We start from the raw sequence: 11,859 nt of genomic DNA, 5'->3' as shown, positions 1-11,859 counted from the left end.
ATGATGCATGACTTGTATCCGGATGCTGCGCACACGCCGCATCCGGATACACAAATTTACTCCACCAGAAAAAGCTCCAGCAGCGAATTTAAAAACAACTTCCCATGTTCCGTTATCTGCCAGTAATCCGCACATTCTGTGAGATAGCCCTGAGCGATAGCCTCGTCTAACTGAGAGCGAATAACTTCTTCAGAAAGGCCAGTAAACTGGCTAAACTCCACGCGCGGCGCGGCCTCCAGCAGACGGAAGCGATTCATAAAGAACTCAAACGGCTTATCTGCGGCTTCGACATCACGCTGGCTTTCCAGATACCGCCCCTGCATAAAACCGCGCGGATGTCGCGTTTTGGTGGTACGCAGAATGCGCCCATCCGGGAAGGTCACTTTGCCGTGCGCGCCGCAGCCAATACCGATGTAGTCGCCAAATCGCCAGTAGTTGAGATTGTGCTGGCACTGATAACCGGGCTTGGCGTAAGCGGAAGTTTCATATTGCTGATAGCCTGCCGCGGTTAACAACTGATGCCCCTGTTCGAAAATATCCCATAACGCATCATCGTCCGGCAGTACGGGAGGGCGCGAGCCAAACAGCGTATTGGGTTCGATGGTCAGTTGATACCAGGAAAGATGCGGCGGATTCAGTTCAATGGCCTGGCGCAGATCGCCTAGCGCCTCTTCCAGTGATTGATCCGGCAGCCCGTGCATCAAATCGAGGTTAAAGCTACGCAGCCCCAGTCCGCTTGCCAGTTTTGCTGCACGTTTCGCTTCTTGCGGGCCATGAATGCGTCCAAGTCGTTTCAGCTTTTCTTCGCTAAAACTCTGCACACCAATAGAGATGCGGTTCACACCAGCACGCTGATAATCAACAAAGCGATCGGTTTCAACCGTACCAGGGTTCGCTTCCATAGTAATTTCTGCATCCGCTGCCAGCGGCAAACGCGCACGTACGCCGTCCAGCAGCGTTTGCATCGCCGGGCCGGAAAGCAGGCTCGGCGTACCGCCGCCAATAAAGATTGTCTGCACTTCACGGCCCTGAGCGTAAGCCACATCGTTGTCCAGATCGCAAAGCAGATGCTGAACGTAATCGTCGTGCGGCACTTCCCCTTTCAACGCGTGAGAGTTGAAATCGCAGTACGGGCATTTCTGCACGCACCACGGGATGTGAATGTAGAGACTCAGCGGCGGTAATTTAACCATTACGTAAAGCGTCCAGCAGCAGTTTCAACGCCCGACCACGGTGAGAAATGGCGCTCTTTTCTTCGCGGGTCAGTTCGGCAGCGGTTTTCCCTTCGGAAGGTACGAAGAAGATTGGATCATAACCAAAGCCGCCAGTACCCGCTGGTTCACGAGTAATCACGCCCGGCCAGCTGCCGTGGCACACCAGCGGAGTGGGATCTTCCGCGTGACGCAGATATACCAGCACGCAGTGGAAACGCGCCTGACGTTGGTCGTCCGGTACGTCTTTCAGTGTTTCCAGCAGTTTTTGCAGATTCTTTTGATCGGTCGCGTCTTCACCGGAATAACGCGCGGAGTAAATACCCGGCGCGCCACCCAGCGCATCTACCGCCAGACCGGAGTCGTCGGCAATTGCCGGTAAACCGGTCACTTTTGCCGCATGGCGCGCTTTCAGAATCGCGTTTTCGATAAATGTCAGGCCGGTTTCTTCAGCGGAATCTACGCCGAGGTCTGTTTGGGCCACGATATCAAGACCGAAGTCGCTAAGCAGCGACGCCAGCTCACGCACTTTACCGGCATTGCCGGTTGCGAGGACAACTTTTTGCATAGGATACCTAATTAATTAACGCCGCGATTTCTGGCGGGATTTGTTGCGGATTAATGATTTTAATTTGTTTGTGGCGGCCAAGTTCGCCTTTCTCAATCACCACCTGGCTTTTGGCAACCCGGAATTGCTTACCGAGAAACTTCACCAGATGGCTGTTGGCCTGACCGTCAACTGGCGGCGCGGTAATGGCGACTTTTACCTCGTCGCCATGTAAACCGACAATAGAATCACGGCTGGCTTTCGGCTGAATATAGAGCCGTAAAACCAGACCGTCATCATTAACTGTTACGGCACTCATAACGCCATCCACAGCCCCGGCAGCAGCATGTTTCCGGTCGCCTGCAGCACTTCTGCGACACCCATATTAATGACATACAGTAGCAGAACGAGGATCATCGGCGAAAAATCAATCCCACCCATTGCCGGTAGCAGGCGGCGAATCGGACGCAGCAGTGGATCGGCAAGTTGAATCAGCACATATTCAATTGGGCTACGACCCTGGCTTACCCAGCTCATAATCGCCATCACCAGCAGGACCCAGAAAATCAGCAGGCCGATGGTTTTCAGCAGAATCAATAAACCGGCAATCCAGATGATCGGCAGGAAGGTCACCACTTTAAACAGCACGATGGCTTTGATGAAACTGAGAATATAGGCAACCAGCAGCGAGGCGCTATCAATTGGCCCCATTGCCGGAATAACGCGGCGCAGTGGCCCGATAATCGGTTGTGTCACCTTCACCACAAACTGTGAGAAAGGGTTATAAAAATCACAATGAGCCCACTGCATCCAGATGCGTAATAACAGCACCATGGTATACAGCTCAATGACCGTTGAAAGCAGGAAAGTCAACGTATTCATGGCGTTCTTAAGATTCCTTATTTTTTAGAGTAATCACGTGCACCAAAGATGGCAGTGCCGATACGAACCATCGTGCTACCTGCCGCAATGGCGGCTTCCATATCGTCCGACATTCCCAGAGAGAGCGTGTCGATATCCGGGTAGCGCGTTTTCAGTCCGGCAAATGCTACAGCCATTTGGCGTGCAACTTCAAACTGCCTTACATATTCTGACTCAGGCGCCGGGATTGCCATCAGCCCGCGTAGACGTAAACGCGGTAGTTCAGCGACCGCAGCTGCCAGCTCGTCCAGTTCCGCCAGTTGAATCCCTGACTTGCTGTTTTCATCACTAATATTAATTTGAATCAGCACGTTAAGAGGGGGAAGTTCTGCCGGTCGCTGGTCGTTCAGGCGTGTGGCGATACGCAAACGGTCGATGGTATGACACCAGTCGAAATGCTCTGCCACCAGGCGGCTTTTATTAGACTGCAACGGGCCAATAAAATGCCATTCTAATCCTGTTACGCCCAGCTCCTGAAAGTGGCGAATTTTATCTACCCCTTCCTGAACGTAGTTTTCACCAAATTGACGCTGCCCGGCATCAATGGCTTCTGCGATGGCGCTCGCAGGTTTTGTTTTACTGACTGCAAGCAGCGTAATTTCTTCTGGAGAACGGCCGCAACGCGTTGCAGCCGCTGAGATTTTGTCCCGGACCTGTGCCAGGTTATGCGCAATATCGTTCATTTTCCGAGGATCTTAGTATGAATATGGAAGAAATTGTGGCCCTTAGTGTAAAGCATAACGTCTCTGATCTACACCTGTGCAGCGCCTGGCCCGCACGATGGCGCATTCGCGGCAGAATGGAAGCTGCGCCGTTTGATGCGCCGGACGTCGAAGAGCTACTGCGGGAGTGGCTGGATGACGATCAGCGGGCAATATTGCTGGAGAATGGTCAGCTGGATTTTGCCGTGTCGCTGGCGGAAAACCAGCGATTGCGCGGCAGTGCGTTCGCGCAGCGGCAAGGCATATCTCTGGCGTTACGGCTGTTACCTTCGCACTGCCCGCAGCTCGAACAGCTTGGCGCACCACCGGTATTGCCGGAATTACTCAAGAGCGAGAATGGACTGATTCTGGTGACGGGGGCGACGGGGAGTGGTAAATCCACCACGCTGGCGGCAATGGTTGGCTATCTCAATCAACATGCCGATGCGCATATTCTGACGCTGGAAGATCCTGTGGAATATCTCTATGCCAGCCAGCGATGTTTGATCCAGCAGCGGGAAATTGGTTTGCACTGTATGACGTTCGCATCGGGATTGCGGGCCGCATTGCGGGAGGATCCTGATGTGATTTTGCTCGGAGAGCTGCGTGACAGCGAGACAATCCGTCTGGCGCTAACGGCGGCAGAAACCGGGCACCTGGTGCTGGCGACATTACACACTCGCGGCGCAGCGCAGGCAGTTGAGCGACTGGTGGATTCGTTTCCGGCGCAGGAAAAAGATCCCGTGCGTAATCAACTGGCAGGTAGTTTACGGGCGGTGTTGTCACAAAAGCTGGAAGTGGATAAACAGGAAGGACGCGTGGCGCTGTTTGAACTACTGATTAACACACCTGCGGTGGGGAATTTGATTCGCGAAGGGAAAACCCACCAGTTACCACATGTTATTCAAACCGGGCAGCAGGTGGGGATGATAACGTTTCAGCAGAGTTATCAACAGCGGGTGGGGGAAGGGCGTTTGTGACGTTGCTGTGCCTGATACGAATTGTAAACATGCCCGATGCGCAAGCTTATCAGGCCTACAAACGTAGTCATTCACACCGCATCCGGCAATGAACGTCTGATGCGACGCTGATGCGTCTTATCAGACCTACGACCGCTGCCACATGTGGGCTGGATAAGGCGTTCACGCCGCATCCGGCAAGATGGCGGGATGACGGTAACGACTATCCGCCAGGCTTTTAAATCGCCTTAATATCCTTGCTCGAAATAACTTTCGAGAATAATAACCGCAGAGGCAGAGTCGACTTTGCCTTTGTTGAGCGCCCGATAGCCGCCCTGTTCAAACAGACCGGAACGCGCTTCCACGGTGCTAAGACGCTCGTCATGGAGCTTTACTTCAACACCGAAACGGCCATGAATACGGTTGGCAAATTTACGCGCTCTGGCAGTCAATGGTTGCTCGGTGCCGTCCATATTCAGCGGCAAACCGACGATGATTTCGTCTGGTTGCCACTCTTTCAGTAAACGCTCGAGGATGTTCCAGTCCGGCGTACCGTCCTGTGCTTTAATTGCGGGCAGCGGGCGAGCGGTGCCGGTAATGCGTTGGCCGACCGCTACGCCAATGCTTTTGGTGCCGAAGTCGAAGGCGAGTAATGTTCTGCTCATCAGGCATGCCCTGCCACACCAGGCATGGTGAGAATATCAACACCAATCAGCCTTGCCGCATCGCGCCAGCGGTCGGCTATCGGTGTTTTGAACAGAATATTCAGATCTGCCGGGGCGGTTAACCACGCGTTATCGAGAATTTCTTGTTCCAGTTGGCCTTTATCCCAGGAGGAGTAACCAAGGGCTACCATCACGTCAGCAGGTTGTTTATCGGTGCCGAGTGTTTCCAGCACATCGCGGGAAGTGGTCATCACCGTGTTATCTGAAATGCGAATGCTGGACGCAAAATTGGATGGAGGGGTATGCAAAATAAACCCGCGATCTTCAGCCAGCGGGCCGCCAAGCATAACCGGTTTGTCCAGACGGACAGATTCATCACGCGGCTCCGGCGTGATCTTCAGCTTTTCCAGAATCCCTTCAATTTTGAGATTTTCCAGTGGCTTGTTAATGATGATCCCCATTGCTCCATTGGTATTATGTTCGCAAATGTAGACCACGGAACGACGGAAAATCGGATCCTGGAGAGCAGGCATGGCAATAAGAAAGTGATGCTGTAAATTCATTGTCAGAGGTTCTGTTTCCTGGTTCAAAAAAGCAACAGCGCCCAGTATGCGTGGAAAGTATGGCGCTGTCACTCATAGTCTCAACGAGATCCCTCTCGCTAAACAGGGTTACTGCTGCTGTAATCGTGCTTCAATAGCATCCATTAACATTCCGGTGATAGACACCGGAAACTCTGCTTCAATCTCACGAATACAGGTTGGGCTGGTGACGTTAATTTCAGTCAGGCGGTCACCGATGATATCCAGACCAACAAAAATCAGCCCTTTTTCTTTCAGCGTCGGTCCTACCTGACGGGCGATTTTCCAGTCGCTTTCCGTTAGCGGACGAGGTTCGCCACGACCACCGGCAGCCAGATTGCCACGGGTTTCGCCGCCCTGTGGAATACGCGCCAGACAGTACGGTACTGGTTCGCCATCCACCACCAGCACACGCTTATCACCATCTTTAATCGCTGGCAGATAATTTTGTGCCATGCAGTAGCGAGTGCCGTGCTCAGTCAAGGTTTCGGCAATCACACCAAGGTTCGGATCGCCTTCTTTCACGCGGAAAATCGACGCGCCACCCATACCGTCCAGCGGCTTAAGAATGATGTCGCTGTGTTTTTCCCAGAACGCTTTCAACTGCGCTTTATTGCGCGTGACCAGCGTTTCTGGCGTTAAGTCAGAGAACCAGGCGGTAAACAGCTTCTCGTTACAGTCGCGCAGGCTCTGCGGCTTGTTAACAATCAGCGTTCCTTTCTCTTCGGCGCGTTCCAGAATATAGGTCGCGTAGATAAACTCGGTATCAAACGGCGGATCTTTACGCATCAGAATCACGTCGAGATCGGCCAGTTGCAGATCCTGCTCACCCGTGAACTCGTACCATTTATCGTAGTTCTGTTCGACGCTCAAAGTACGGGTACGAGCGCGAGCCTCACCATTGATCAAATAGAGATCGGCCATCTCCATATAGTGGAGTTCGTAACCACGACGCTGTGCTTCCAGCAACATAGCGAAACTGGAATCTTTCTTGATGTTGATGCTTGCGATGGGGTCCATCACGATGCCGAGCTTGATCATTATTCTTCTCCGTTAGCCCAGATCGCCAAAACGCACTTGTAGCGCGGTAATGGCGGTGAGCGCAGTTGTCTCAGTACGCAGAACGCGAGGTCCCAACAGGATATCAGTAAATTGATAGCGGGCAGTCATGGCAATTTCATCTGCCGATAAACCGCCTTCCGGGCCAATCAGCAGGCGGACGCGTTCGACTGGTAACGGCAGCGTGTTGATGCTGTTACTGGCGCGCGGGTGAAGATTGAGTTTCAAGCCTTCATCTTGCTCTGCACACCAGGCTTCCAGATCCATCGCCGGACGGATTTCTGGTACCCGATTACGACCACACTGCTCGCAGGCGGCAATTGCAATTTTCTGCCACTGCTGGAGCTTCTTGTTCAGACGTTCACTATCCAGTTTAACGCCGCAGCGTTCAGAAAAAAGTGGCGTAATGAGGCTTACGCCAAGTTCTATCGATTTCTGGATAGTGAATTCCATTTTTTCTCCGCGCGACATCACCTGACCGAGGTGAATATGCAAGGGAGATTCACGATCGTCTACCTGGCCTTCCAGCACTTTAACTTCCACGCTTTTTTTGCTGGCGCTGGTGATTTCTGCGTCAAAGACCTGGTTGCTGCCGTCAAATAACTGTAATGCCTGACCTGGCCCCATACGCAGGACGCGCCCGATATGGTTAGCGGCATCTTCACAAAGCGCGATCTGCGAATTGCTGGTGAGTGGTTCAGGATGATAAATGCGGGGGATACGCATGGTTAAATATCCGCGTCGTCTCCCCACGCGGTTGCGCGCGTGGGGTAGGGTTAACAAAAAGAATTTCGCTAGTGTAGGTTAGCTCTTTCGCGCCTGGCAAGCGCGTTGCACATACGGGTTGTGATTGCCTTGCACCTTCGCGATGCGTTCGTCACGCTCACACTCCCAGTCGGTGACCGGATACATTTTGTTCCAGGCGTTAAACAGCTGCGTTTGCTGGCGTGAGAGTGTCAGGTTGTACTGGTCACGCATGTAGAAGTAAATCCGCGCAATGGAACCACGGGCATGAGCTGGCGGTTCAGCAACTTTTTCTTTGAAATCAATCTTCATGGCGCACTGCCCATACTGGCCCTCGCCGCCATTCCACTGGCTGTACATAAAGTTGCCGCGATCGCCGTTCACTTCACCTATCGCGGGCTGCAGGTTATGCATATCGCTTTCCATTTGGCGATAAACCGGATCTTTAGCGCAGTTTTTACGACCGCCTTCCTGCCAGCACTGACGCTGGTGGCCGAACTGCCAGGCGGGAACAACATGTTCCCACTCTACGCGGCTGGCGCGGTTTTCATTTTTGCGCACCTGATACCCGCACGACTCCAGATCCACGATGCCTTTTTTACCCTGCCAGTTGATTTTACATCCGCAGTAAAATGTTCCCGGCACATCAGCGTAGACTTTTACCGCTGCTGTTTTCGCCTGGGAAAAACTATTGATGCCTTCGGCTAACGCCGTGCCGGATAATGCTGCGCTCAGTACCACCGCAGCCACAGACAAATTACGGTACATCACTTACTCCGTGTTAAAACGAGCGAGCAACGTAGCGAAAGTTGTTTTGGTATGCAATCAGCCAGATCAGTAAAATTCCTGATAGTTCTGCTGGTTATTGAGCAACCAGTTGTTCGCCGCAGTGAACACAGCGATAGACGGCTTCGCCTCGTACCACGCGGTTATGACGACGTACGGTAAGCTGATGCTCCTGGCATTTGCAACGGTAGGGGAAAGTGTTACGGCGCACGGATTGCAGTTCAAACTGATGCGTACGGCGGGCGGGAACGCCCAGCACGCTTTCCATCATCCACTTCCACTCTTTGCCATGTGGCGCTACGCGACCAAAGTGTTTCCATACCAGCAAATGCGCCAGTTCGTGTGGCACCACTTCTTCTATAAAAGCCTCGCTGTTTTCCATCAGCAACACCGGATTGAGGCGAATTTCATAGCTTTCCAGCCAGGCCGTTCCGGCGGATGTGCCACGCTGGGTATAAGAGAGTTTTGGCTCCGGATAGTTACGCCCCAGCTTCAGGTTGGCCTGGGCGAGTTTTTCCCGCAGGCGACGCATAACAGCCTGTTGGATGGCGATAGGGAGACGGGATGTTTTCATAGCGGCAGAGGATAGAGCGAAGAAAAGATGACTGCAAGAGGTGGCTTCCTCCGCGACGGGAGGAAGCCTGAGGAGATTAATCGTGAGCGCCGATTTCGCGCAGTTTACGACCTTTCATCAGATTACGTTCAATGTGTTCCAGCGAAACGTGTTTGGTTTCCGGCACCAGCCACAGTGTCAGCAGGATAAACAGCACGTTCAGACCTGCGTAAACCCAGAAGGTATTGGCGTTGCCCAGCGTGTTGAGCATAGTCAGGAAGGTTGCGCCGACAATCATGTTGGCAATCCAGTTGGTAGCGGTGGAGCAGGTGATACCGAAGTCGCGGCCTTTCAGCGGCTGGATTTCAGAACACAGTACCCAAATCAACGGACCCGCGCTCATGGCAAAACCGACAATAAACATCAGCAGCATGGCGATGGCGAAATATTGCGCCGACGGTGAGTGAATACCGATATGCATCATTGTACCCAGTACGCCCATGCCCACAGCCATCACCATGAAGCCCAGCGTCAACGTTGGTTTACGTCCCCAACGGTCAACAAGACCGATTGCGATAAAGGTGGCAAGTACGTTGGTCAGGCCGACAATCACGGTCCCCCACATTTGTTCCGTCGTGTTGGTATATCCCGCCAGTTCGAAGATTTTTGGCGCGTAATACATGATGACGTTCATCCCGGTGAATTGCTGCATCACCTGCAATAGTACACCCAGGAACACCGCGCGACGGAAGTTACTGTTCTCTTTAAACAGCGCCCAACCGCTCTGTTTAACCTGCAAACTTTCACGGATTTCATCCAGTTCACGTTTCGCTTCCGCGCTGGTGTCGCGCAGGCGCAGTAGCACGCGTTCGGCATCAACAAAGCGGCGTTTAGCGGCAAACCAACGTGGGCTGTCTGGCAGGAAGAAGACGCCAATCAGTAGCAGAATTGCCGGGATGATAATCACACCCAGCATCCAGCGCCATGCGCCGGTGTAGCTGAAGGCGGTATCAGAAAGATAAGCACCGAGGATCCCGATAGTGATCATCAACTGATACATCGAGATCATACTGCCGCGAATTTTCTCTGGCGCAATTTCAGAGAGGTACAGCGGCGCGGTATAGGAGGCCACACCTACCGCCAGTCCCAGCAGCACGCGGGAAAGAATCAGCACTTCAACGTTCGGTGCAGCAGCAGAGAACAGCGAACCGGCAACAAACAGGATTGCGCCGATCATCAGGCTCTTTTTGCGCCCGAGTTTAAAGGAGAGCCAGCCGCTACCCACCGCACCGACTGCCGCACCGAACATCATGGAGCTTACGACCCATTCTTGCGTGTGCGAAGTAATCTGGAATTCATCTGCAATAAACGGCAGTGCGCCAGCAATTACACCGATATCCAGGCCAAAGAGTAATCCCGCCAGAGCAGCAAGGAAGCAGACGAAAAACGTCATTGCCTTGTTTGACCGCCCCTGTTTTTTAGCGTCAGGCATGATGCCCTCCAATATGGTTATTTTTTATTGTGAATTAAGATAGGTGAGTACGACGTAAAAAGATGTGAAGCAAATCACATCAGTGTAATCGATTACACTAACATTCATTATGATTATAATTTAAGTGTATGAAAATAATTGAGTTATATAATCATAGGTTAAACATAGTTATCTGCATTTAAGACTTTACTGAAAGGAAATGTAACGATTATAAAAAATGAATCATACGATGAAAATATTGTGAACATTTGCTCTGTGTTGCTGGTGTAATCGGTTTCAATCGTGATGATGATTTGCGGGTAAAACGTGTTCAGGAAGAATGATATCATTGCGCGGGCGGCTTTTTGCCGGATGCGGCGTGAACGCCTATCCACCGCGGTGAGGTAAAAGAAAAGGCCAGCGCGAGGCTGGCCTTTGAAAGCAGGTGAAGAAAGATTACTTCAGACCGGCAGCTTCACGCAGCAGTTGCGCTTTGTCGGTTTTTTCCCACGGGAAATGTTCGCGACCAAAGTGACCGTATGCTGCGGTTTCTTTGTAAATCGGGTGCAGCAGATCCAGCATCTGAATCAGACCGTATGGACGCAGGTCGAAGAACTCACGTACCAGCAGGGTCAGCTGTTCAGAAGGCACTTTCTCGGTACCGAAAGTTTCCACCATGATGGAGGTCGGTTCAGCCACGCCAATTGCGTAGGAAACCTGAATTTCGCAACGGTCAGCCAGGCCAGCAGCAACGATGTTTTTCGCGACATAACGTGCTGCGTACGCTGCGGAACGGTCCACTTTTGATGGATCTTTACCGGAGAACGCACCGCCACCGTGACGCGCCATGCCGCCGTAGGTATCTACGATAATTTTACGACCAGTCAGACCGCAGTCACCCATCGGGCCGCCGATAACAAAACGTCCGGTCGGGTTGATGAAGAATTTGGTTGCGGAAGTCAGCCATTCAGCCGGCAGAATCGGCTTGATGATCTCTTCCATTACCGCTTCTTGCAGCGATTTCTGGTCGATATCTTCAGAGTGCTGAGTGGAAAGCACAACAGCATCGATGCCGACGATTTTGCCGTCGTCATACTGGAAAGTCACCTGGCTTTTCGCGTCCGGGCGCAGCCACGGCAGAGTGCCGTTTTTACGCACTTCAGCCTGACGCTGTACCAGACGGTGTGCATAGGTGATAGGTGCTGGCATCAGCACGTCGGTTTCGTTGGTTGCGTAGCCAAACATCAGACCCTGGTCGCCCGCGCCCTGTTCCAGCGGATCGGCACGGTCAACGCCCTGGTTGATGTCAGGAGATTGTTTGCCGATGGCGCTCAGGACCGCACAGGAGTTAGCGTCAAAGCCCATGTCGGAATGTACATAGCCAATTTCGCGAACGGTGTTACGGGTGATCTCTTCAATGTCTACCCAGGCGCTGGTGGTGATTTCACCGCCAACTAAAACCATGCCGGTTTTTACGTAGGTTTCGCAAGCAACGCGTGCTTTCGGATCCTGTTCGAGGATCGCGTCTAAAACGGCATCAGAGATTTGGTCAGCAATTTTGTCAGGATGCCCTTCAGAGACGGACTCGGACGTAAAAAGGTGTTTTGCCATATTTAATATCACCTAAAGAGAATTTGGTTAGCTCAAACTGTTGTGTGGAT

The 11,859-nt window shown here is 52.4% G+C and carries 14 protein-coding genes; 1 reads left to right on the top strand and 13 read right to left on the bottom strand.

The features are described from left to right. Positions 1-56: 56 nt before the first annotated feature. The 5 genes from hemW to yggS are packed head-to-tail and all read right to left on the bottom strand — an operon-like array spanning position 57 to position 3,362. On the bottom strand, positions 57-1,193 hold the full coding sequence (gene hemW / locus D9734_RS12825; RefSeq protein ID WP_130207917.1) for a radical SAM family heme chaperone HemW: 1,137 nt from the start codon (positions 1,191-1,193) through the stop codon (positions 57-59). After that, positions 1,186-1,779, bottom strand: a complete 594-nt coding sequence (locus D9734_RS12820; protein WP_130207915.1) for an XTP/dITP diphosphatase — start codon at positions 1,777-1,779, stop codon at positions 1,186-1,188. The genes hemW and D9734_RS12820 overlap by 8 nt, the downstream gene beginning before the upstream one ends. A 7-nt stretch (positions 1,780-1,786) precedes the next feature. After that, the gene (yggU, locus tag D9734_RS12815; RefSeq protein ID WP_001277222.1) at positions 1,787-2,077 is read right to left on the bottom strand and encodes a DUF167 family protein YggU; all 291 of its coding nucleotides are present in this window, start codon (positions 2,075-2,077) and stop codon (positions 1,787-1,789) included. Beyond that, complete coding sequence (yggT, locus tag D9734_RS12810) at positions 2,074-2,640, bottom strand: osmotic shock tolerance protein YggT (RefSeq protein WP_001094831.1); 567 nt, start codon at positions 2,638-2,640, stop codon at positions 2,074-2,076. Before yggT ends, yggU begins: the two co-directional genes overlap by 4 nt. A 17-nt stretch (positions 2,641-2,657) precedes the next feature. After that, the gene (gene yggS / locus D9734_RS12805) at positions 2,658-3,362 is read right to left on the bottom strand and encodes a pyridoxal phosphate homeostasis protein (protein WP_130207913.1); all 705 of its coding nucleotides are present in this window, start codon (positions 3,360-3,362) and stop codon (positions 2,658-2,660) included. 17 nt (positions 3,363-3,379) lie between these two features. Between yggS and D9734_RS12800 the strand changes: the two genes are divergently transcribed. Next, entirely contained in the window at positions 3,380-4,360 is a 981-nt protein-coding gene (locus tag D9734_RS12800) for a type IV pilus twitching motility protein PilT (RefSeq protein ID WP_001349546.1), read from the top strand. A 227-nt stretch (positions 4,361-4,587) separates the two neighbouring features. On the opposite strand, the gene ruvX is transcribed toward D9734_RS12800, so the two are convergent. The 8 genes from ruvX to metK form a co-directional block, all read right to left on the bottom strand. Beyond that, positions 4,588-5,004: a Holliday junction resolvase RuvX gene (gene ruvX, locus D9734_RS12795; RefSeq protein WP_130207911.1), complete on the bottom strand. Its 417-nt coding sequence runs from the start codon at positions 5,002-5,004 to the stop codon at positions 4,588-4,590. Then, entirely contained in the window at positions 5,004-5,567 is a 564-nt protein-coding gene (locus D9734_RS12790) for a YqgE/AlgH family protein (RefSeq protein WP_130207909.1), read from the bottom strand. Before D9734_RS12790 ends, ruvX begins: the two co-directional genes overlap by 1 nt. Positions 5,568-5,675: 108 nt before the next feature. Continuing rightward, the gene (gene gshB, locus D9734_RS12785; RefSeq protein WP_130207907.1) at positions 5,676-6,626 is read right to left on the bottom strand and encodes a glutathione synthase; all 951 of its coding nucleotides are present in this window, start codon (positions 6,624-6,626) and stop codon (positions 5,676-5,678) included. Positions 6,627-6,638: 12 nt separating this feature from the next. Continuing rightward, complete coding sequence (gene rsmE, locus D9734_RS12780; RefSeq protein WP_130207905.1) at positions 6,639-7,370, bottom strand: 16S rRNA (uracil(1498)-N(3))-methyltransferase; 732 nt, start codon at positions 7,368-7,370, stop codon at positions 6,639-6,641. Between the two features lie 78 nt (positions 7,371-7,448). Next, entirely contained in the window at positions 7,449-8,156 is a 708-nt protein-coding gene (endA, locus tag D9734_RS12775; protein WP_130207903.1) for a deoxyribonuclease I, read from the bottom strand. Positions 8,157-8,250: 94 nt separating this feature from the next. Next, positions 8,251-8,748, bottom strand: coding sequence for a SprT family zinc-dependent metalloprotease (locus D9734_RS12770; protein WP_130207901.1), 498 nt, complete (start codon positions 8,746-8,748; stop codon positions 8,251-8,253). Between the two features lie 76 nt (positions 8,749-8,824). Continuing rightward, positions 8,825-10,219 carry a galactose/proton symporter gene (galP, locus tag D9734_RS12765; protein ID WP_130207899.1) on the bottom strand — a complete coding sequence of 465 codons (1,395 nt, stop codon included), beginning with the start codon at positions 10,217-10,219 and terminating at the stop codon, positions 8,825-8,827. A gap of 435 nt (positions 10,220-10,654) precedes the next feature. Beyond that, complete coding sequence (metK, locus tag D9734_RS12760; protein WP_130207895.1) at positions 10,655-11,809, bottom strand: methionine adenosyltransferase; 1,155 nt, start codon at positions 11,807-11,809, stop codon at positions 10,655-10,657. Positions 11,810-11,859: the final 50 nt, after the last annotated feature.

The organism is Escherichia sp. E14S1, assembly GCF_004211995.1.
GTDB lineage: Bacteria > Pseudomonadota > Gammaproteobacteria > Enterobacterales > Enterobacteriaceae > Escherichia.
The sequence above is the reverse complement of the archived record's forward strand: the minus strand, read 5'-3'. Positions and strand labels throughout refer to the sequence as shown.

Excerpts from the sequence above, each read along its gene's own strand:
- yggT (WP_001094831.1), bottom strand. The coding sequence starts at position 2,640 with ATGAATACGTTGACTTTCCTGCTTTCAACGGTCATTGAGCTGTATACC.
- yggU (WP_001277222.1), bottom strand. The coding sequence starts at position 2,077 with ATGAGTGCCGTAACAGTTAATGATGACGGTCTGGTTTTACGGCTCTAT.
- yggS (WP_130207913.1), bottom strand. The coding sequence starts at position 3,362 with ATGAACGATATTGCGCATAACCTGGCACAGGTCCGGGACAAAATCTCA.
- D9734_RS12820 (WP_130207915.1), bottom strand. The coding sequence starts at position 1,779 with ATGCAAAAAGTTGTCCTCGCAACCGGCAATGCCGGTAAAGTGCGTGAG.
- D9734_RS12790 (WP_130207909.1), bottom strand. The coding sequence starts at position 5,567 with ATGAATTTACAGCATCACTTTCTTATTGCCATGCCTGCTCTCCAGGAT.
- metK (WP_130207895.1), bottom strand. The coding sequence starts at position 11,809 with ATGGCAAAACACCTTTTTACGTCCGAGTCCGTCTCTGAAGGGCATCCT.
- galP (WP_130207899.1), bottom strand. The coding sequence starts at position 10,219 with ATGCCTGACGCTAAAAAACAGGGGCGGTCAAACAAGGCAATGACGTTT.
- gshB (WP_130207907.1), bottom strand. The coding sequence starts at position 6,626 with ATGATCAAGCTCGGCATCGTGATGGACCCCATCGCAAGCATCAACATC.
- endA (WP_130207903.1), bottom strand. The coding sequence starts at position 8,156 with ATGTACCGTAATTTGTCTGTGGCTGCGGTGGTACTGAGCGCAGCATTA.
- D9734_RS12800 (WP_001349546.1), top strand. The coding sequence starts at position 3,380 with ATGAATATGGAAGAAATTGTGGCCCTTAGTGTAAAGCATAACGTCTCT.
- hemW (WP_130207917.1), bottom strand. The coding sequence starts at position 1,193 with ATGGTTAAATTACCGCCGCTGAGTCTCTACATTCACATCCCGTGGTGC.
- ruvX (WP_130207911.1), bottom strand. The coding sequence starts at position 5,004 with ATGAGCAGAACATTACTCGCCTTCGACTTCGGCACCAAAAGCATTGGC.
- rsmE (WP_130207905.1), bottom strand. The coding sequence starts at position 7,370 with ATGCGTATCCCCCGCATTTATCATCCTGAACCACTCACCAGCAATTCG.
- D9734_RS12770 (WP_130207901.1), bottom strand. The coding sequence starts at position 8,748 with ATGAAAACATCCCGTCTCCCTATCGCCATCCAACAGGCTGTTATGCGT.